This is a genomic window from Flavobacterium sp. FG68, assembly GCF_057808895.1.
This window is the reverse complement of the sequence record NZ_JBMDIY010000004.1, coordinates 26,461-47,456: the sequence shown is the minus strand read 5'-3', so window position 1 is coordinate 47,456 and position 20,996 is coordinate 26,461. Positions and strand designations below refer to the sequence as shown.

Sequence of the window (20,996 nt, the reverse complement as noted above, 5' to 3'; positions counted from 1 at the left end):
ACCTTGTAGGTTTAATTTTTAAACTTAAGGAACTTAATAATACCTACAAGGTTTTGGAAACCTTGCAGGAGAACAAAAAATTAAAAATCCGTTTTTATCCGCGTCCTCTGCGTGCCATAAAAACATAAACATAAAAAAATGAAGCCCAATTTAATTACCAAAATTACCCTTTGCGGAGTGTTACTGACAAGCATGTACACATCGGCACAAAAAAATAACCTTGAGGTTGATGCATCCAAAACAATCACAAAAATTCAGCCCACGATGTACGGAGTATTTTTTGAAGACATCAATTTTGCTGCCGATGGAGGTTTGTACGCCGAAATGATTAAAAACAGATCGTTCGAATTTCTTTTTCCAATGATGGGATGGAACGAGCCAAACAGCGATCGTCATAAACTAAACCAGCAATCCGGAATTGCAACAGTAATTCAGTATTCTCAAAAAGGAACAAACCACAATTATTGCAGAGTTACGATTAACGATGCAAATGGTTATCAATTGGTAAACGAAGGCTTCAGAGGAATGGGGATCAAGAAAGATTTGAAATACAATCTGACTTTAAAAGCATCTAAAATATCAGGAAACATTTCGAAAATTAAATTCCAGTTTATAGATAAAGACAACAAAGTTTTAGGAGAAACTTCGATTGTTCCAACATCAAAAGACTGGTCAAATTATAGTGCACAATTAACATCAAATGCAACAGAAGCCAAAGCAAAACTCAAAATCACTTTTGAAGGAAACGGAGTAATCGATCTGGATAATATTTCATTGTTTCCGGAAGATACCTGGGCAGGAAGAAAAAACGGACTTCGTAAAGATTTAGTACAATTATTATACGATTTAAAACCGGGATTTTTACGTTTTCCAGGAGGCTGTATTGTTGAAGGAAGAACTTTGGCAGAACGTTATCAATGGAAAAAATCAGTTGGAAATGTTGAAGAAAGAGAAACCGCAGTAAACCGCTGGAACATGGAATTTGCACACAGACCCGCACCGGATTATTTCCAAAGTTTTGGTTTAGGATTTTTCGAATATTTTCAGCTTTCAGAAGATATTGGCGCTTCTCCGCTTCCCATTTTAAGCTGCGGAATGGCATGTCAGTTTAACACCGGACAATTAGTTCCGATGGATCAGTTAGATCCTTATGTGCAGGATGCATTAGACTTAATCGAATTCGCAAATGGCGGAACAGAAACCGCTTGGGGAAAAGTTAGGGCTGATATGGGACATCCAAAACCATTCAACTTAAAATTCATTGGAGTTGGAAATGAACAATGGGGACCAGATTATATTGAGCGTTTTAAAGTTTTTCAAAAAGCTATCAAATCAAAATATCCAAACATTACAATTGTTTCAGGTTCAGGACCATTTCCCGACGGAGATTTTTATGATTACGGCATGAAAGAATTGAAGCAGTTAAATGCAGAAATTGTTGACGAACATTATTATAAAGATCCGGCCTGGTTTCGTAAAAATGTAACACGTTACGATAATTATGACAGAAAAGGGCCAAAGATTTTTGCCGGAGAATATGCAGCGCAAAGTGTGGCGATTGCAAGTCCTGATAATAAAAACAATTGGGAATGCGCGTTTTCTGAAGCCGCTTTTATGACCGGAATGGAGCGAAATGCTGAGGTTGTTCATTTAACATCTTACGCACCGTTATTGGCGCATGTTGAAGGCTGGCAGTGGACTCCAGATATGATTTGGTTTAACAATTTACAGTCGTACGGAACGCCAAATTATTATGTTCAAAAGTTATTTTCTAATAATAAAGGAACAGATTTGCTCCACATTACAAAAGATGGAAAAGCTGTTACAGGGCAAAATGATTTGTTTGCATCGGGAGTAAAAGATGTGAATTCTAAAGAAGTAATTCTGAAAATTGTGAATGCTTCTCCAATGGCTCAAAATGCTTCAATTGATGTCAAAGGAGCAAAATTAGAAGCAAAAGGAACAGCGGTAATTTTAAAAGGAGATGGAATAAATGATGAGAATTCTTTTGAAAATCCGACTAAAATCAGCCCAAAAGAAAGTGAATTTAAAGTGTCTGGAAATAAAGTTCAATATGATTTTCCGGCATACTCGGTTACCGTTTTGAAAATTAAGATGAAATAATCGCAATGTAATAAATGTAACACTAACATTTATTTTTTGTTTTAGTCTTAAACCCTTGTTTTAATGCATTATTTGTAAAAATTCAGAAGCTATATTTTATTAAGTGTTTTTAATACACTTATAAATTATTTATAATTATATTTGTCATTATTTAAAATTAATTTCGAATGAAAAATTACGTAATAGGATTAGACTACGGAACAGATTCTGTTCGTGCGGTGCTTATCGATACTGAGAATGGACAGGAATTAGCATCTAATGTTTCTCATTACAAAAGATGGAAAAACAAACAATATTGTGACGCATCTATAAATCAATTTCGTCAGCATCCTTTAGACCATATTGAAGGTTTAGAAATCACAATTCAAACCGTTATAAAAGAAAGTAAAGTTGACCCGGAACTGGTTCGCGGAATTTGTATCGATACAACAGGATCTTCTCCTGTTCCGGTAACAAAAGACGGAACTCCTCTTGCATTGACAAAAGGTTTTGAGGAAAACCCAAATGCAATGATGGTTTTATGGAAAGATCATACATCAATAAACGAAGCAAACGAAATCAACGAACTGGCACTAAGCTGGGGTGGAGAAGATGTTACGAAATATGTGGGCGGAATTTATTCATCAGAATGGTTTTGGGCAAAAATCCTGCATATTGCAAGACAAGATGAAGCGGTTAGAAATGCAGCGCATACCTGGATGGAACACTGTGATTTAATGACCTATTTATTAATTGAAAATAAAGATTTAAAAACATTCAAAAGAAGCCGTTGCGCAGCAGGACACAAAGCAATGTGGCACGCAGACTGGAACGGACTTCCGCCAGTTGAATTCTTAGAAAAATTACATCCGTATTTAGCACAGCTTCGCGGAAATTTATATGATGAAACGTATACATCAGATTTATCAGCAGGAAATTTAAGCAAAGAATGGGCAGATCGTTTAGGACTTTCTACAGAAACAGTTGTAGCTGTGGGAACTTTCGACGCACATTCTGGAGCTGTTGGAGCTAAGATTGGAGAAAATACTTTAGTCCGCGTTATGGGAACTTCAACCTGCGATATTCTGGTTGGTTCTTATGATGAAGTAGGAACAAAAACTGTTCGCGGAATCTGCGGGCAAGTTGACGGATCGGTTATTCCAGGATTTATTGGTCTTGAAGCCGGACAATCTGCTTTTGGAGATTTATTGGCTTGGTACAAAGAATTATTGCTTTGGCCGACTGAACATTTATTAGGTTCTTCAGCCGTTTTAAATGATGCTCAAAAAGAACAATTAAGAGAAGAATTCAGTGATAAATTAATTGTAGAATTAACAAAAGAAGCAGAGAAAATTCCAGTTTCAGAAAGTCTTCCAATTGCTTTAGACTGGATCAACGGACGCAGAACTCCAGATGCTAATCAGGAATTAAAAAGTGCGATTTCAAACCTTTCTTTAGGAACAAAAGCTCCACATATTTTCAAAGCTTTAGTAAACGCAATTTGTTTTGGAGCGAAGAAAATCGTAGACCGTTTTGAAGAAGAAGGCGTAAAAATTGACAGCGTAATCGGAATTGGCGGTGTTGCCCGTAAATCTCCTTTTATCATGCAGACTTTGGCAAATGTCTTAAACAAGCCAATTAAAATAGCGGCTTCAGATCAAACTCCGGCTTTAGGAGCGGCAATTTATGCAGCTGTTGCAGCTGGAATTTATCCAAACGTAATTGAAGCAAGCCAAAAAATTGGAAGTGATTTCGACGGAGAATATTTCCCTGAATTAGATAAAGTAGCAGCGTATCATAAACTGCTTTTAGGATACGAACAACTTAGTGCTTTTGCAGATCCAAACCTTAAAATATCGGAACATGAGCTCTCTTTATAAAGATTTAAAACAAGAATGTTACGAAGCCAACATGCAGTTAAATGCATTGAATTTGGTGGTATATACTTTTGGAAATGTGAGTGCCGTGGACAGAAAAAATGGTGTTTTTGCTATTAAACCAAGTGGTGTTCCGTACGAAGATTTAAAACCGGAAGATATCGTAATTGTTGATTTTGATAACAACATTATTGAAGGTACAATGCGTCCGTCATCAGACACAAAAACACATGCCTATTTATATAAAAATTGGCCAAATATTGGAGGCGTTGCACATACACACGCAACGTATTCGGTTGCTTGGGCACAGTCGCAAAGAGATATTCCAATTTTTGGAACAACACACGCCGATCATTTAACGGCAGATATTCCGTGTGCTCCGCCAATGGCAGATTCGCTTATCGAAGGAAACTACGAACACAATACTGGAATTCAGATTTTGGATTGTTTCAAAGAAAAAAAACTTTCTTATGAAGAAGTAGAAATGATCCTGATAGGAAATCACGGCCCGTTTGCGTGGGGAAAAAATGCAGCAAAAGCGGTTTACAATAGTAAAGTTTTAGAAGTAGTTGCCGAAATGGCGTACCTGACTTTGCAAATAAATCCAAATGCTCCAAAATTAAAAGATTCATTAATAAAGAAACATTACAACCGCAAACACGGAAAAGATTCGTATTACGGACAGTAAGGATTTTAGATTAACGATTTTAGATTTAGGATTGAAATGTGAAACAAAACAAAACAAAATAATAAAATAACAATTCAGGCTTTTTAGGTTCAACAACCTGAAACTTGAAACAAAATAAACAAAAACAATGATAGACATTTCTCAAAAAGAAGTATGGTTTGTAGTAGGAAGCCAGGAATTATACGGTGAAGAAACACTTAGAAAAGTAGCAGAACATTCACAGATTATTGCAAAAGGATTAGATGCATCGTCTTCAATTCCGGTAAAAGTGGTTTATAAAGATGTGGTAAAATCGCCTTCGCAGATTTTAGATGTTTGTTTAGCGGCGAATTCTACTAAAAACTGTATTGGAATTATTGCCTGGATGCATACTTTTTCACCGGCAAAAATGTGGATTGGCGGATTAAATATCCTAAAAAAACCATTATGTCATTTGCATACACAATACAATGCTGAAATTCCGTGGGGATCAATCGACATGGATTTCATGAACTTGAATCAATCAGCTCATGGAGATCGTGAATTTGGTTTCATTATGTCAAGATTACGTAAAAAACGTAAAGTTGTAGTTGGACATTGGGAAGATCAAAGAGTTCAAAAACAATTAGGAATCTGGTCAAGAGTTGTGCTTGGATGGGATGAACTTCAAAACCTAAAAGTAGCTCGTATTGGAGATAATATGCGTGAAGTTGCCGTTACAGAAGGCGACAAAGTAGAAGCTCAAATTCGTTTTGGAGTTTCAGTAAACGGATATGATTCTTCAGATGTTACCAAACATATCGAGAAAGTAGCAGAAAAAGAATTAAACGATTTATTAGCTGTTTACGAACAATCATATACTTTAACCGATTCTTTAAAAGAAGGCGGAGCACAAAGAAGTTCTTTAGTTGAAGCAGCAAAAATAGAATTAGGATTAAGAGCTTTCCTTGAAGAAGGAGGATTTGGCGCTTTTACAGATACATTTGAAAACCTTGGCGTTTGGAAACAATTGCCAGGAATTGCAACACAAAGATTAATGGCCGATGGTTATGGCTTTGGCGGCGAAGGAGACTGGAAAACAGCTGCAATGGTAAGAGCTTTAAAAGTAATGAATATTGGTTTAGAAGGTGGAACTTCTTTTATGGAAGATTATACGTATCACTTCACACCACAAAAATCATATGTTTTAGGATCACACATGTTGGAAATTTGTCCATCTATTGCCGATGGAAAACCTTCTTGTGAAGTACATCCTTTAGGAATTGGAGGAAAAGAAGATCCTGCTCGTTTGGTATTTAATTCGCCTGCCGGAGATGCAATTAATGTTTCTTTGGTAGATATGGGAACTCGTTTCCGTTTAATTGTTAACGAAGTTGAAGCGGTTAAACCAATGGCTGAATTACCAAAATTACCAGTTGCCAGAGTTTTATGGGATTGTAAACCAAACCTAGAGATCGCTGCAACGGCATGGATTTTAGCCGGAGGAGCGCATCATACTGTTTACAGTCAGTCATTAACAACAGAATATATGGAAGATTTCGCTGATATTGCCGGAATCGAATTATTGGTTATTGATGAAAAAACTACGGTAAGAGAGTTTAAAGATAAGATTAATGCAAATGAAGCTTATTTTCATTTGTTTCAGCATGGACTTTAATTGAAGTTGCAAATGTTCAAAGAGGCAAAGATTCAGAGTTTTTTGTACTTTTAACCTTTAACATCTAACTTTTTACAAACCAAAAAATATCATTTATGAATGTATTAAAACGTTGTATTTTTGGAATCGGCCTGTTAAGTGTGGCTTTAGTTTCAGTTCAATGCAAAAACGATAAAAAAATGGATTCGACAGTTTCAGATCAAAAAGCAGCGGTAACAATTGAGAAATCCTCTTATGGAACAACTGCGAAAGGAGAAAAAATCGATAGTTACAAGCTGAAAAACCAAAACGGAATGGAAGTAGATATCATCACTTTTGGTGGTATTATTACTGATTTAAAAGTTCCGAATAAAGAAGGTGTTTCTGAAAACGTGGTAACGGGATTTAATTCTTTGGCAGAATATGAAAAAGAAAACCCATTTTTTGGAGCTTTAATTGGAAGATTTGGAAACCGAATCGCTAAAGGGAAATTTACTTTAGATGGAAAAGACTATCAATTAGCAATCAACAACGCTCCAAATGCTTTACACGGCGGACCAAAAGGTTTCTTTAAAGTGGTTTGGAAAGCTGAGGAAATTAAATCTGGTGAAACAGCTTCTTTAAAATTATCTTATTTAAGTAAAGATATGGAAGAAGGTTATCCTGGGAACCTAAAAGTTTTTGTAACCTATACATTGACAAAAAATAATGAATTAGAAGTTTTGTATGAAGCTGAAACGGATAAAACAACGGTTGTCAATTTAACACAGCATACTTATTTCAATTTATCGGGAGATTTTTCTAAAACAATCCTGGATCACGAATTGACTTTAAATGCTGATAAAATTGTTCCGGTTGATGCAACTTTAATCCCAACAGGAAAATTAGACGATGTTGCCAATACGCCTTTTGATTTCAGAAAACCAAAATTAATTGGGAAAGACATCGAAGTTAAAAACGAACAATTAGAAAGAGGAAAAGGATACGATCATTGCTGGGTATTGAACAATCCTGAAAAAGGAAAAACAATCATCGCAAAAGTATATCACGCACCAAGCGGAAGAGTTTTAGAAATGACAACTGATGAACCTGGAATTCAGTTTTACTCAGGAAATTTCCTTGACGGAACTTTATCAACCCGGGATGGAAAAACATACGGACACAGAACTGGACTTTGTTTAGAAACAGAACATTATCCGGATTCTCCAAACCAGAAAAATTTCCCAACAACGGTTTTAAACCCGGGAGAAAAGTACAAAACTAAAACTACCTTTAAATTCTCTGTAAAGAAATAGTTTTAGAATTTGTTTATTAGTTTAATTCTCTAAGAAACCTCGAAAATTTATGCTTTCGAGGTTTTTTTATGTTTTCTGCGGTTTAAATAAAGTGAATTTTTTGAATCTCAAAAAGGCGCGAAGACGCCAAGAAAATAAACTTTGCGCCTTCGCGCCTTTGCGAGATTAATCTATTTACAACTTATAAAAATCTTAACTTAGCGAAATGAAACATTTATTTAAAGCGCAACTAAACTGGACTTCGAAACAAAGCCCATCTGAAGAATTAAAAAAATTCTACAGCAAAAACCATCAAATTAAAATTGAAGGAAAACCAGTTTTAGATGTTTCAGCAGCAAAAGCGTTCAAAGGAGATCCTTCATTATACAATCCTGAAGATTTATTGTTAAGCAGTTTGGTTTCGTGCCATATGATGTCCTATTTATATGTCTGCTCTCAAAACGGAATAGAAGTTCTCGAATATTCAGACAATGCAGAAGCCACGCTCGAAGTTTCTCCTGACGGAAGCGGACGTTTTGTTGAGATTAGATTATATCCGAAAGTAAAAATCTCAAATCCAGATCAAATCGAACTAGCTCTGGATTTACATTTTAAAGCAAATCAATTGTGTTTTATTGCTAATTCGTGCAATTTTCCTGTTTTGCATGAGGCGAGTTGTGATTCAATTTAGTTTTTATAGAAATAAAATCTTTAAAAAGATATATATTCGCGCCATAAAAAGAAAATTCTCAAACCAATAATTACTTGTAAAATTAATACTTTAAATAAATTTTTGGAGATTTTTAAAATAGATTCAAACACGGATAGAAACTTCGGATTGGATTTATTGCGTTTTATAGCAATTTTTACAGTGCTGGCCAGTCATTCCATAGCATTTTTACCAGAAAAATTTAATGTTATTCATCATTTAATCTTTGACGGGGTTCTTGTTTTCTTTGTATTAAGCGGATTTTTAATTGGAAGAATTTTTATTAAGCAGTTTGAGAATCAAATTAATATTGTTGAAATACTCAAATTCTGGAAAAGAAGATGGCTGCGAACACTTCCAGCTTATTTTTTTACAATACTATTAATTGTTTTGCTAAGTCTTTTTTTAGAATTAACATTTGATAAAAAAGAAATAATTAAAACCATCTTTTTCATTCAAAATCTGACCTATAGACATGGAGCATTTTTCCCGGAATCATGGAGTTTATCTATCGAAGAATGGTTTTATCTTGCTTTGCCAGTATCGACAATGTTTTTCTCTTTGCTTTTTAGAAAAAATATCAGGTTAATCGTAATTCTGGTTGCTTTTCTTGTAATAATAAGTTCGTTGTGTTTTCGATATTACATTTCTCTACACAGATCAATTATTAGTATTGAAGAATGGGATTATAACTTGCGATGTGCAGTAATTACAAGACTTGATAGTTTGATCATAGGAGTTTTAGGAGCGTGGTTTTATCAATATAAAAATCAATTGTTCTTTAAATATAAAGAGAAAACATTTGTTTTGGGACTGATACTATTTTTTATAAATAAATTTTTAATATCTTTTGAAGTACTAACTTTTACGGGCTTTTATATGAAAGTTGTATACTTTATAGTTTTACCTCTTTCTATTTTATTGATGATGCCTTTTGTTTATTATTTAAATCCAGTTAAAAATAAACTTATCAATAATATTATCGTTAAGGGAAGTTTGATATCCTATTCACTGTATCTTTTAAATTTAACGATTGTCTCATTAATACTTTTAACTCCATTGCAAATACATTATTGGTACAAGTTTTCTTTATTTTGGATTTTATCAATTGTTTTTGCGATTTTAATGTATAAATATATTGAAGTTCCATTTATGAAACTCCGGGATAAGAAGGTAAAAAAGTAGATATTTTTAATTTGAAAAGTTTATAAAACTAAAAAAACCTCTTCCGTTAAGAAGAGGTTTTTTGTACCCGGAGCCGGAGTCGAACCGGCACGGTTTCCCACAGGTGTTTGAGACCAGCGCGTCTACCAATTCCGCCATCCGGGCTTAGCAGACGAAAAAATAATGATAAATCAGTTATTTTAACGCAATAGAATGAGATCAAAAATGTGCCCATTCCTTTAACACGGTGCAAATGTAAAAAATAAAATTAAATCATCTACTAAAAATACTTAAATATTTCCTTTCAGTGTCCAATAAATTTTATAAATTTGCACCTCGCTAAAACGACGCACACACAACTAACTACAAAACAACAAATTATAATGTCGCACCTAGAACCAGAAGCTAAAATTTTTGCTTGTTCACAAAGTGTTTATCTTGCAGAAAAAATTGCAGAACAATACGGGATTCCGTTAGGAAAAGTAACGATGTCAACGTATAGTGACGGAGAATTTCAACCGTCTTACGAAGAGTCAATCAGAGGATTACGTGTTTTTATTGTGTGTTCAACTTTCCCATCTGCAGATAATTTGATGGAATTGTTATTAATGATTGATGCGGCAAAACGTGCATCAGCAAGACATATTACAGCTGTTATGCCTTATTTTGGTTGGGCAAGACAGGATAGAAAAGACAAACCAAGAGTGCCGATTGGAGCGAAGTTAGTAGCAAATCTATTAACCGCTGCAGGAGCAACAAGAATCATGACAATGGATTTGCATGCAGATCAAATTCAGGGATTCTTTGAAAAACCGGTAGATCATTTATTTGCATCTACAATCTTTTTGCCTTATGTACAGAGTTTAAATTTAGAAAATTTGACTATTGCATCTCCAGACATGGGAGGATCAAAAAGAGCTTATGCTTACTCTAAGTTTTTAGAATCAGATGTAGTAATCTGTTATAAACAAAGAAAAGCAGCCAACGTTATCGACACTATGGAATTGATTGGTGAAGTAAAAGGTCGTAACGTAATCTTAGTAGACGACATGATCGATACAGGAGGAACTTTAGCAAAAGCTGCCGACTTAATGATCGAAAAAGGAGCGCTAAGCGTAAGAGCAATTTGTACACACGCTATTTTATCAGGCGGTGCGTATGAGAAAATTGAAAATTCGAAATTAACAGAATTAATCGTAACAGATTCAATCCCGTTAAAGAAAGAGTCAAATAAAATTAGAGTAGTGAGTTGTGCACCTCTTTTTGCAGAAGTTATGCACATGGTGCACCACAACAATTCCATTAGTGGAAAATTTATAATGTAAAAGCAGTAGGCTGAAGGCTTTAAGCCGTAAGCTTTTGTTTCTCATTTTAAAAAGCCTAAAAGCCTATGGCCTAAAGCTTAAAGCAAATTAAGAATATTTATTAATAACTATATTTTTTTACAATGAAATCGATTACAATTAAAGGATCAGAAAGAGAAAGCGTGGGCAAAGTGTCAACTAAAGCCTTACGTAATGCTGGAGCGGTTCCTTGCGTGTTATACGGAGGAAATCAGGCAGTACATTTCTCAGCGGACGCTGCGGCATTCAAAAACTTGGTTTACACTCCAAACGCTCACACAGTTGTGATCGAACTTGGAAAAGGAAAATCATTCAATGCAATTTTGCAAGACATTCAGGTTCACCCAGTATCTGACAAAATTTTACACATTGACTTCTTCCAATTATTTGATGACAAAGAAATCACAATGGAAGTTCCTGTGAAAATTGTTGGTACATCTAAAGGTGTTCTTGCTGGAGGTGTTTTACGTTTAAACACTCGTAAATTAAAAGTAAAAGCTTTACCTAAAAATCTTCCTGATTTTGTTGAAGCTGATATTACTCCACTTGAAATGGGTAACAAATTATACGTTACTAAAGTTGGTGCTCCAGAATACAAAATCATGCACCCAGACAACACAGTTGTTGCTCAAGTAAGAATTTCTCGTGCTGCTATGAAAGCTGCTCAAGAAGCTGCAAAAGCTGCAAAAGCTCCTGCAAAAGGAAAGAAAAAATAATTTTTTTCAACTCAATACAAAAAGCCTCAATCTTACGATTGGGGCTTTTTTTTTAAAGGTTCTAAGTTGCTGAGATTCTAAGGTTCTAAGTTTTTCTGCTGTCAGGCTGAGCGAAGTCGAAGCCCACACAAAGTATTGTAATTTAGATTATCGAACACCTTATGGTCCTTCTCCCGAGGCTTCGGGATCGCTCAGGATGACAATATTATACATACAAATAAAAAACCAGTGTAAAACCTGTTTCATCCGCATCATCCCTGTGCCATCCTTAAAGAATATTTACAGTTAAAAAATAATTATCTAATTAACCAATTGGCACATTCTCTAATTAATCTTACTTTTGCAAACATGATAAAATGGATAACAAAACTGTTTTCATCAACACAAAAAGAAGAGAACATAGATAATATGAAGAAATATTTAATCGTTGGTTTAGGAAATATTGGAGCCGAATATGTCAACACAAGACACAATATTGGATTTAAAGTATTGGACTTTTTAGCCAGAAAAGAAAGCCTGTCATTTGAAACCGTAAAACTAGGATCTTTAGCCGAATACAAGTTTAAAGGAAGAACATTTCTTCTGCTTAAACCAAACACTTACATGAACCTTAGTGGAAAAGCAGTAAAATACTGGATGGATAAAGAGAATATTCCGCTGGAAAATATTCTGGTAATCACAGACGATTTAAACCTGTCTTTCGGAACAATCAGAATCAAACCAAAAGGAAGCGATGGAGGCCATAACGGATTAAAAAACATTAATCTCGTTTTGAATACACAGCAATATACCCGTTTTAGATTTGGAATCAGCGATCAATTTAAAAAAGGACAGCAGATAGATTATGTTTTGGGAGAATGGAATGATGATGAAAATTCGAAATTACCGGAACGTTTAGAAACTTCAGCCGAAATTATTAGATCTTTTGGAACGGCAGGATTAGAAAATACCATGACAACGTTTAATGGAAAATAAAGATTTTCAGTTATTTATATTAAAAAAAATCAATTTATCAATTAATTAAATTGAATTATAACGAAATAGTATTTTCAATTCCAAAGTTAAATGTCTAAATTTGGGATAAATTATTATAAACCATAAAAATCCTTATATCATGGCTTTTGAATTACCACAATTACCTTATGCATATGATGCATTAGAACCACATATTGATGCGCGTACAATGGAGATCCACCATACAAAGCACCACAATGCATACACTACAAATCTTAACGCTGCTATCGCAGGAACAGATTTAGAGGGAAAAACAATCGAAAATATCTTAATTAACTTAGATAAATCAAACGCTGCAGTTCGTAACAATGGTGGAGGTTTTTACAACCACAACTTGTTTTGGACAGTAATGTCTCCAAACGGAGGAGGATTACCAACAGGAGATTTATTAGCTGCTATCGAAGATTCTTTTGGAACTTTTGAAGAATTTAAAGCAAAATTCGCTAAAGCCGGAGCAACTCAGTTTGGTTCAGGATGGGCTTGGTTAACAGTACTTAAAGGAGGAAAATTAGAAGTTGTAGGTACTCCAAATCAAGATAATCCATTAATGCCGGAAGTTGCTGGTAATGGTGGAACTCCAATCTTAGGAATGGACGTTTGGGAACATGCTTACTATTTAAACTACCAAAACAGAAGACCAGATTATATTGAAGCTTTCTTTAGTGTAATTAACTGGACAGAAGTTGCTAGAAGATATGCTTTAGACAAATAAGAAGATAGAGCAAAGAATAAAGAGAAAAGACGGATGACTAAAAAGTTATCCGTCTTTTTTTATTTTACCATTTTCCGAAGAAACTGTTGATGTCAAAATAATATTTAACCTCTTCTCCTTTTTCGTTAGTTAAACTTAATAAATCGTAATGTTTATTTCCTTCACTCAGTAGAGCCTGTCCGTTCATTTTGCAATTAGGGCACAGCTGTCTCACAATTTGATATTCTTCTGAAACACTTTTTACTTTGATGGCATTTTTAATAGAACTGCCATCTTTAGTTGTATTTGCAGTAGTAGATTTTGTTCCGGAACAACTGATAAAAGAAAAACTTAGGATAATAAGAATAAAAAACTTTTTAAGAAATTGCATATGATTGGTTTAAATAATTGAAGTGTGATATTAATAATTTTATAAACCGAAAAACTTTGATTTTATTGTAATAAAAAAGGCGGAATCTCTTCCACCTTTTTTGCCCCAAATCTACCATAAACTTAACCTACTAATGTTATGGTTTTATAAATGTATGACAGTTATTTTTATTAAGAAAATTTTTCGGATGAAAGGTAAATATATCCGATGAAATGACTATAATATGTTAAAGGAGAAATACTTGAGTTTATTCCAATAAAAAAGGTGGAATCTCTTCCACCCTTTTTGCCCCAAATCTACCATAAACTTAACCTACTAATGTTATGGTTTCCCAAAAGTATTGTAGCTTTTCATTTTTACCAAACAAACAGGATAAACGGCAAAAAAAACCGATGAAATGCACAAATTAACCTTTTATTAATACTTTTTTAATACGCTCTGGCGTCTTTTCCTTCGTAGAAATTCATAAATGCTCGATTTACAACGCGGTTTCCTCCTGGGGTAGGATAATCACCTGTAAAGTACCAGTCTCCTAAGTTTTTAGGACATGCAATATGTAAGTCTTCTACTTTTTGGAAAATAATTTTTACCTCGGCATTAATTTCCGGAGAACTTAACATCTCGGCAATTTTATCTGAAATTTCTTCTGGTGTAAATTGATCGTAAATTGCAGTTACATAATTGACAACATCTGTGTCTGCGAAATTTTCCTGTGCTTTACATTTAGCATAAACTTCGTCAACAATATGATATAAGTTTCTTTCTTTCAATAACGTTAAAGCAGCTCTAAAGGCAACAAGTCCTTCAAGTTTCGCCATATCGATTCCGTAACAGTCAGGATAACGAATTTGTGGTGCCGATGAAACAATAACAATACGTTTTGGTTTTAAACGATCCATCATTTTAATGATACTCATTTTCAATGTAGTACCACGAACAATACTATCGTCAATAATAACCAAATTGTCTTCTGGTTTAATTACACCATAAGTAACATCGTAAACGTGAGCCACTAAATCGTCACGACTGCTGTCTTCAGTGATAAAGGTTCTAAGTTTAGCATCTTTAATGGCTACTTTTTCTGTACGTATTTTTACAGCTAAAAGCTCCTGAAGCGTTTCTGCAGTAAGCGTATTTCTGTTTTCCAGAATATAATTGTTTTTTCTCTGATTTAAGAAATCCTGAGCAGCTTCAACTAAACCATAAAATGAAGTTTCGGCTGTATTTGGAATATAAGAGAAAACCGTATTATCTGTATCGCTGTCAATTGCGTTAAGAACAGCAGGTAAAATTAATTTACCTAAATTTTTACGTTCCTGATAAATTTCAGCATCACTTCCTCTTGAAAAATAAATTCTTTCAAACGAACAAGCTTTCTTAACCGTTGGTTCTAAGATTTGATTCATAGAAACTTTTCCGTTTTTCTTGATAATCAAAGCGTGACCCGGATCGATTTCCTGAACACTTTCAAAAGGTACATTAAATACAGTTTGAATAACAGGTCTTTCAGAAGCTACAACAACTACTTCATCATCCTGATAAAAGTAAGCTGGACGAATTCCCGCTGGATCTCTAAAAACAAAAGCGTCACCATGACCTAATAAACCGGCCATTGCATAACCACCATCTAAGTTTTTAGCAGAACGTGCTAATATTTTTGCAATATCCAAACGCTCAGCAATTACTGGCGAAGCTTCTCTTTTTGAGTAACCTTCGGCTTTACAGTCTTGGTACAATTGCATAACTTCTTTGTCTAAGAAGTGACCAATTTTTTCCATTACTGTAACAGTATCTGCCATTTCTTTTGGGTGCTGTCCAAGTTCAACTAAGTTTTCGAAAAGTTCTTTAACATTCGTCATATTAAAGTTTCCTGCCAAAATCAAGTTACGGTGCATCCAGTTACTTTGACGTAAAAATGGATGAACACTTTCGATGCTGTTTTTTCCGAAAGTTCCGTAACGAACGTGTCCTAAAAACAATTCGCCAACATATGGAATTTCAGATTTTATTTTTTGAACATCATCACCAATTTCAGGCTGTGCTTTTAATTCCTCACTGATTCTCTCATTGATTTGTTTAAAAACATCTTGTATTGGCTGCGAATGGTTTGAACGAACTCTGCTGATGTAGCGTTGTCCAGGCTCAACATCAAGTTTGATGCTTGCAAAACCAGCTCCGTCTTGTCCACGGTTGTGCTGTTTTTCCATCATCAAATACATTTTCTGAATTCCGTAAAAAGCAGTTCCGTATTTTTCTTTATAATATTCAAGCGGTTTAAGAAGTCTAACTAAGGCTATACCACATTCGTGTTTTAAAGCGTCGCTCATTGTTTCTTGTATTTTGTGTTGTTGTAAGTTGTGTGTATTAACGTAATAAAAAAAAGCCCCGTGTTATCGAGGCTTTTGGGCATTATATTTCTATGTCAAACTGAGTTAACGACTTAAATTGCTGTAATCGAATCGCTACTTCTGCTTTGCTTAATGTTTCCATCCTTTCAGTTCCAAATTTCTCTACGCAGAACGAAGCTAAATTTGAACCGTAAATAATTGCATTTTTCAAATTGTTAAACGAAATGTTTTCGCTTTGTGCAATGAATCCAGAAAATCCTCCTGCAAACGTGTCTCCGGCTCCGGTTGGGTCAAAAACATCTTCAAGCGGTAAAGCTGGTGCAAAAAATACTTCTCTGTTGTGGAATAAAAGTGCGCCGTGTTCTCCTTTTTTGATCACAACATATTTTGGTCCCATATCCTGGATTTTAGCTGCTGCTTTTACTAATGAATATTCACCAGAAAGTTGTCTTGCTTCTTCGTCATTGATTGTAATAACATCTACACGTTTAATAACGTCTAATAATTCCGGAAGAGCACAGTCCATCCAAAAGTTCATTGTATCTAAAACAACTAATTTTGGTTTTTTCTCTAATTGATCTAAAACGCTGCTTTGTACTAACGGATGTAAATTTCCTAACATTACAACATCAGCATCTTTGTAGTTTTGAGGAACTTTTGGCTGAAAATCAGCTAAAACGTTCAACTCAGTTACTAATGTATCTCTAGAATTTAAATCATTGTGGTATAAACCGCTCCAAAAAAACGTTTTACCGCCTTTTACAATTTCGATACCAGAGATATCAATATTTTTTGAAGTTAATAAGTCTAAATGTTCTTGAGGAAAATCATCGCCAACTACAGAAACTATGGCCGATTGCAAGTTGAAAAATGAAGCTGATAAACCAATGTACGTTGCAGCACCACCTAAAATTTTATCTGTTTTTCCGAAAGGAGTTTCAATTGCGTCGAAAGCAACCGTTCCAACAATCAATAATTTATTCATTTTATGAATTTCGAATTAGGGTGCAAAGATACTCTATAAGTTACAATCTTGCAACGGTTTAGGTTCTCAAAATTTTCTTAAAAAAACAATAACGATTTCGGGTCTAATTCTATTGTAAATGAATGAATTATATTTAGTTTTTCCGAGTGCTTAAAATATGTTTTCCGGATTTAAATTGCAAGTTTTATTTTGAAAAAAAGCAGTAAAGATTTTTGCTAGATTTGTTCAAACATCAAAACTCATTTATGAAGAAAATAATAAACTTATTAATATTGTTTTGTCTTTTGATTTCCTGTGAAAGAAAAGATCCTAATTTTTCTGAAGAAATGATAGAAATTTTAGCTGATCGGGGAGAAATAAAAGAAGGAGTTGTAAGATTGCCACCTCCGCCAACGTCATTTACAGATTTATATTTTCGCATTAAAAGCAATGAAATTGTTTTAATAAATAGTAATGAATTGTTTTTCTTTTATAATGAGTATTATTCTGAAAAATTTAAATCTTTCAAGGATTTTTTAAATTAAGTTTTAAATGAAAAGCTTGTCTTGGATGAAAGATTGTTTGGAAAACCGAATTATCCTCAAAGGTTTAAATTGAATTCAAAAATAGAAAATGAATATTTAAATTTAGGATTTGATAAATTTTTAAAAAAGTATTCAAAAGAAACAGCATCAAAAAGATTAGTTCTTAATCGAGCGGTCATAAAAGAAGGGGAGCACTCAACTATAGCCTACTTTCTTTATATAAACAAATATGATATAAGCTCCGATTGTTATCGAGCAATTGATTATTTAAGTAAAAGAGAAGATTCTTTTAAATGAAGTTTTTTTATTTGTAATATTTTTTCTTCCCATTTTTCATTAAACTCTTCTAAAGAAATCACTGGAGATTTTTCAGCTTTTTTTATCCAATTTGAAAAATCTTCCTTAGATAAATTATTTTCTGTTTTTTCTATTTTCATTTTTTAAATAATCTACAACTGATACTTCTTATCAAAATAATTTTTCAAAAGACCAACCTGAACTAAAATCATAAAAGGAACAATCAAAAAGGCGTACAAAATATTTTTCGAAAAATGAATTCCTGAAAATGCTGTTGAAATTTTGTCAGAATATAATTTTCCAATTTCGTCGATTTTCAAATTGTTTTCTGAAACTGAAAAAAGAGAAATATAAATCACTAATGCTGCTACAGCCAATCCGATAAAAATCCAAACCGGTTTAGAAATTAAAGGTTTGTATACTTTGATTTTTTTCTCTTCTAATAATTCGACTTTTGCCATTATCTTTGAGGTAAAATCTATTGATGGCGACTGCAGTTTTTCTTCGGCCATCATTTTTTCAATAAGCTGCTCTATATTTTTATCGCTCTCTTTCATAACATTCTATTATTTCAGGTTCTAACTGCTGTCTCAAAATTACGGCTAATTTTTGTCGGCTTCTAAATAATTTTACTTTCGCATTATTTGCGGATATATTCATGATTTTTCCAATTTCTTCTAAATTTTGATCATCAAAATAAAATAAAGTTAAAAGGAAATTTTCATCACTTGGTAACAAATTTAAACATTTTTGAATGGTTTGCTTTCGTTCTTTGTCTTCTAAAGCGCTTAAAGCAGTATCCATTGTTTTTATTAAATGAGATGAAAAATCATCTATCGAAATATTAAAATCATCTTTTTTACTTTTCTTTAATCTGTCCAGACAAGTATTATAAGCAATTTTATAAATCCAGGTCGAAAATTTAGATTCACCTTTAAATTTATTCAATGAACTATAAATTTTAATAAACGTGTCTTGTGAAACTTCTTCTGCTTCTTCTCGATTTTTAACCATTTTGAGTGCCAAAGTAAAAATCATATCCTTATAACGATCCACCAGAACGGCAAACGCATTTGTCTCGCCCTGCAGAACTTTATCGATATAATGTTGATCACTTATTGTACTCATATTATATAGGACGACAGTTTGTTTAATTAGGTTACAAGAAAATTAAAATAAATTCTATTTTTTTTGAAAGAACAAATTCTAAATGGAAAATCCAATAAATTCCAAATTCCAATTTGGTTATATATATAAGTATAGAACTTTGTCAAAAACTTATATTCAAAATTTGTTCACGTATTCTTGTCATTTCGACGAAGGAGAAATCTCCAAGTAAACTCCGCAACGAGAGTCTAATCTTTGACGAGCTTCTCGCGGAGATTTCTCCTTCGTCGAAATGATAATTACGACTCGTATTTGTTACTAAATCTCAAAATTAACTGATAATCAGTAGGTTTTGGAATTTGGAATTAAAAAATTTTAATTTTTTTTAATTTTCTTGTAACCTCAATTTAAAAAGCCTCGTCATATGGAGTATCAATCAATTAAAAAAACATAAAATTATGGGACCAGAAATTTTAGTACCACTTAGCTTTTTTGCAATGATCTTCGGGATCGTTTATTTAGTTTACTCAACAAGAAACAGAGAGCGTTTAGCACTTATAGAAAAAGGTGTTGATGCTAGTATCTTTTTACAAGCAAAAAAAAATGGAGTCTCGCCTTGGAAAATACTTGTTGTAAATCTGGCATTTTTATTAATAGGAAGTGGCGTTGGAATTTTTCTTGCTTTATTGATTACAACTTACACTTCACTAAATGACGGAGCGGTTTATCCTTCAATTATTTTTATAATGGCAGGAATTGGACTTTTGACTGGATTTAAAACAGCAAAAGATTTGGATAAAGAGTAGCAGAGTTTGTAAAGATTTTAAGTTAGTAATTAAAAACGCGTTTAAAGCAATTGTTTTAAACGCGTTTTTGTTATTCTTTAGATCCAATAGTTTCGTAATAAACATCTACAGAAAGCTTTGGCTGTGCTGATGCCATAACAGCAAGTTCGTCGCAGCGTTCGTTTTGTGGATGATTATTGTGACCTTTTATCCATTTAAAATCTACTTGATGTTTACGATAAATAATTAAAAAGCGTTTCCATAAATCGGGATTTTTTCTACCGGCAAATTTCTTTTTCTCCCAGCCTAAAACCCATTTTTTTTCAACAGAATCCACTACATATTTAGAATCAGAAATTACAAGGACTTTCATATTTGGCTTTTTCAATTTTTCTAAACCAACAATTACAGCCAGAAGTTCCATTCTGTTATTAGTAGTAAGACGAAAACCTTCGTAAAATTCTTTTTTATGCGGAGTTCCCACTAATTCCATGACCACGCCATAGCCGCCATTTCCCGGATTTCCTTTTGCAGCGCCATCTGTATATATATGTACTTCGTGTTGGGTCATTTTATTTTTTTGTTAACCATATAAGTTATATAAGTCCATTTAAAATATTGTCTTATATTTCTTAGGTTATTAAAAGTTCATTCTAATTTTTAGTATTTCTTATCTAGTTTTAAACGCCAGCCTTAAATTATCTTATATAACTTAATATGGTTTAAATTTTAGAATCTGAATCTTCAAGTATTCTATGAATAATCTCAGGAAAATGTTTTTGTTCTAATTCATGAATCTTTTCAGCCACCGTTTCAGGAGTATCTTCATCAGTTAAAACAACATTTTGCTGAAATATGATCCCGCCTTCATCATAATTTTCGTTTACATAATGAATAGAGATTCCGGTTTCTTTTTCCTTATTATTAACTATCGCCCTGTGTATATGCATTCCGTACATTCCTTTGCCTCCATATTTAGGTAAAAGTGCAGGATGAATGTTGATTATTTTGTTTGGATACTGCTCAATTATGTTTTCAGGAAATTTCAACAAAAAACCAGCAAGAACTATCAAATCCGGGTCGATTTTTTGTATTTTTTGTAATACGTTTCTCTCTAAAAGTTCGTTTTTTTCGAAAATTTCGACTGGAATTTGATGATTTTTTGCTCTTTCAATAACTTTTGCCGAAGCATTATTTGTAAAAACCGAAACGACCTTTGCAATTTCAATGTTCGAAAAATATTTTATAATGTTTTCTGCGTTAGTTCCTGATCCTGAGGCAAAAACGATAATTTTTTTCATAATAGAATTTATTTTGAGAATGCAAAAAACGGAATAAAAATCGAAAATAAATAGCTTTAAAAGA

The 20,996-nt window shown here is 33.4% G+C and carries 21 protein-coding genes and 1 tRNA gene; 13 read left to right on the top strand and 9 right to left on the bottom strand.

From position 1 onward, the window contains the following. Positions 1–138: 138 nt before the first annotated feature. The 7 genes from ACODSB_RS03670 to ACODSB_RS03640 all read left to right on the top strand — a co-directional run bounded on the left by ACODSB_RS03670 (position 139) and on the right by ACODSB_RS03640 (position 9,451). A complete protein-coding gene (locus ACODSB_RS03670) occupies positions 139–2,124 on the top strand; it encodes an alpha-L-arabinofuranosidase C-terminal domain-containing protein (RefSeq protein WP_488936051.1) in 1,986 nt (661 codons plus the stop codon). Between the two features lie 167 nt (positions 2,125–2,291). Further along, a complete protein-coding gene (locus ACODSB_RS03665; RefSeq protein ID WP_488936050.1) occupies positions 2,292–3,983 on the top strand; it encodes a ribulokinase in 1,692 nt (563 codons plus the stop codon). Then, positions 3,967–4,668: an L-ribulose-5-phosphate 4-epimerase gene (locus ACODSB_RS03660; protein ID WP_488936049.1), complete on the top strand. Its 702-nt coding sequence runs from the start codon at positions 3,967–3,969 to the stop codon at positions 4,666–4,668. The genes ACODSB_RS03665 and ACODSB_RS03660 overlap by 17 nt, the downstream gene beginning before the upstream one ends. 127 nt (positions 4,669–4,795) lie before the next feature. Continuing rightward, the gene (gene araA, locus ACODSB_RS03655) at positions 4,796–6,304 is read left to right on the top strand and encodes an L-arabinose isomerase (RefSeq protein WP_488936048.1); all 1,509 of its coding nucleotides are present in this window, start codon (positions 4,796–4,798) and stop codon (positions 6,302–6,304) included. A gap of 95 nt (positions 6,305–6,399) precedes the next feature. Continuing rightward, positions 6,400–7,578, top strand: coding sequence for an aldose epimerase family protein (locus ACODSB_RS03650; protein WP_488936047.1), 1,179 nt, complete (start codon positions 6,400–6,402; stop codon positions 7,576–7,578). Between the two features lie 205 nt (positions 7,579–7,783). Beyond that, the gene (locus tag ACODSB_RS03645; RefSeq protein ID WP_488936046.1) at positions 7,784–8,248 is read left to right on the top strand and encodes an OsmC family protein; all 465 of its coding nucleotides are present in this window, start codon (positions 7,784–7,786) and stop codon (positions 8,246–8,248) included. Between the two features lie 102 nt (positions 8,249–8,350). After that, the gene (locus tag ACODSB_RS03640) at positions 8,351–9,451 is read left to right on the top strand and encodes an acyltransferase family protein (RefSeq protein WP_488936045.1); all 1,101 of its coding nucleotides are present in this window, start codon (positions 8,351–8,353) and stop codon (positions 9,449–9,451) included. A gap of 64 nt (positions 9,452–9,515) precedes the next feature. Here ACODSB_RS03640 and ACODSB_RS03635 read toward each other — a convergent pair. Beyond that, positions 9,516–9,595: transfer RNA gene (locus ACODSB_RS03635), tRNA-Leu, on the bottom strand. Between the two features lie 218 nt (positions 9,596–9,813). On the opposite strand from ACODSB_RS03635, the gene ACODSB_RS03630 reads away from it, so the two are divergent. From ACODSB_RS03630 to ACODSB_RS03615, 4 genes are all read left to right on the top strand, one after another. Beyond that, entirely contained in the window at positions 9,814–10,755 is a 942-nt protein-coding gene (locus ACODSB_RS03630) for a ribose-phosphate pyrophosphokinase (RefSeq protein ID WP_053472911.1), read from the top strand. Between the two features lie 122 nt (positions 10,756–10,877). Next, positions 10,878–11,489, top strand: a complete 612-nt coding sequence (locus ACODSB_RS03625; RefSeq protein ID WP_053472910.1) for a 50S ribosomal protein L25/general stress protein Ctc — start codon at positions 10,878–10,880, stop codon at positions 11,487–11,489. A gap of 348 nt (positions 11,490–11,837) precedes the next feature. Further along, a complete protein-coding gene (gene pth, locus ACODSB_RS03620; protein WP_053472909.1) occupies positions 11,838–12,464 on the top strand; it encodes an aminoacyl-tRNA hydrolase in 627 nt (208 codons plus the stop codon). A 139-nt stretch (positions 12,465–12,603) separates the two neighbouring features. Next, on the top strand, positions 12,604–13,215 hold the full coding sequence (locus ACODSB_RS03615) for a superoxide dismutase (protein WP_053472908.1): 612 nt from the start codon (positions 12,604–12,606) through the stop codon (positions 13,213–13,215). A gap of 64 nt (positions 13,216–13,279) precedes the next feature. On the opposite strand, the gene ACODSB_RS03610 is transcribed toward ACODSB_RS03615, so the two are convergent. The 3 genes from ACODSB_RS03610 to ACODSB_RS03600 form a co-directional block, all read right to left on the bottom strand. Next, entirely contained in the window at positions 13,280–13,585 is a 306-nt protein-coding gene (locus tag ACODSB_RS03610; protein ID WP_488936044.1) for a hypothetical protein, read from the bottom strand. 428 nt (positions 13,586–14,013) lie between these two features. After that, a complete protein-coding gene (locus ACODSB_RS03605; protein ID WP_053473031.1) occupies positions 14,014–15,912 on the bottom strand; it encodes an amidophosphoribosyltransferase in 1,899 nt (632 codons plus the stop codon). An 82-nt stretch (positions 15,913–15,994) separates the two neighbouring features. Then, the gene (locus ACODSB_RS03600) at positions 15,995–16,918 is read right to left on the bottom strand and encodes a PfkB family carbohydrate kinase (protein ID WP_053472906.1); all 924 of its coding nucleotides are present in this window, start codon (positions 16,916–16,918) and stop codon (positions 15,995–15,997) included. A gap of 245 nt (positions 16,919–17,163) precedes the next feature. Between ACODSB_RS03600 and ACODSB_RS03595 the strand changes: the two genes are divergently transcribed. Next, a complete protein-coding gene (locus ACODSB_RS03595) occupies positions 17,164–17,442 on the top strand; it encodes a hypothetical protein (protein ID WP_256636585.1) in 279 nt (92 codons plus the stop codon). 263 nt (positions 17,443–17,705) lie between these two features. On the opposite strand, the gene ACODSB_RS03590 is transcribed toward ACODSB_RS03595, so the two are convergent. From ACODSB_RS03590 to ACODSB_RS03580, 3 genes are read right to left on the bottom strand one after another with little or no spacing between them, the layout of a single operon-like run. Next, positions 17,706–17,879: a hypothetical protein gene (locus tag ACODSB_RS03590; protein ID WP_256636586.1), complete on the bottom strand. Its 174-nt coding sequence runs from the start codon at positions 17,877–17,879 to the stop codon at positions 17,706–17,708. A gap of 12 nt (positions 17,880–17,891) precedes the next feature. Then, entirely contained in the window at positions 17,892–18,296 is a 405-nt protein-coding gene (locus ACODSB_RS03585) for a hypothetical protein (RefSeq protein ID WP_488936043.1), read from the bottom strand. Further along, a complete protein-coding gene (locus tag ACODSB_RS03580) occupies positions 18,280–18,867 on the bottom strand; it encodes an RNA polymerase sigma factor (RefSeq protein ID WP_488936042.1) in 588 nt (195 codons plus the stop codon). The genes ACODSB_RS03585 and ACODSB_RS03580 overlap by 17 nt, the downstream gene beginning before the upstream one ends. A gap of 437 nt (positions 18,868–19,304) precedes the next feature. Between ACODSB_RS03580 and ACODSB_RS03575 the strand changes: the two genes are divergently transcribed. After that, the gene (locus ACODSB_RS03575) at positions 19,305–19,652 is read left to right on the top strand and encodes a DUF6249 domain-containing protein (protein WP_180857093.1); all 348 of its coding nucleotides are present in this window, start codon (positions 19,305–19,307) and stop codon (positions 19,650–19,652) included. Positions 19,653–19,722: 70 nt separating this feature from the next. Here the strand turns inward: ACODSB_RS03575 and rnhA are convergent, their stop codons facing one another. Together rnhA and purN are read right to left on the bottom strand one after the other, a co-directional pair. Next, on the bottom strand, positions 19,723–20,202 hold the full coding sequence (rnhA, locus tag ACODSB_RS03570) for a ribonuclease HI (protein WP_053472902.1): 480 nt from the start codon (positions 20,200–20,202) through the stop codon (positions 19,723–19,725). A 151-nt stretch (positions 20,203–20,353) separates the two neighbouring features. Then, positions 20,354–20,932: a phosphoribosylglycinamide formyltransferase gene (gene purN / locus ACODSB_RS03565; RefSeq protein WP_053472901.1), complete on the bottom strand. Its 579-nt coding sequence runs from the start codon at positions 20,930–20,932 to the stop codon at positions 20,354–20,356. Between the last annotated feature and the right edge of the window lie 64 nt (positions 20,933–20,996).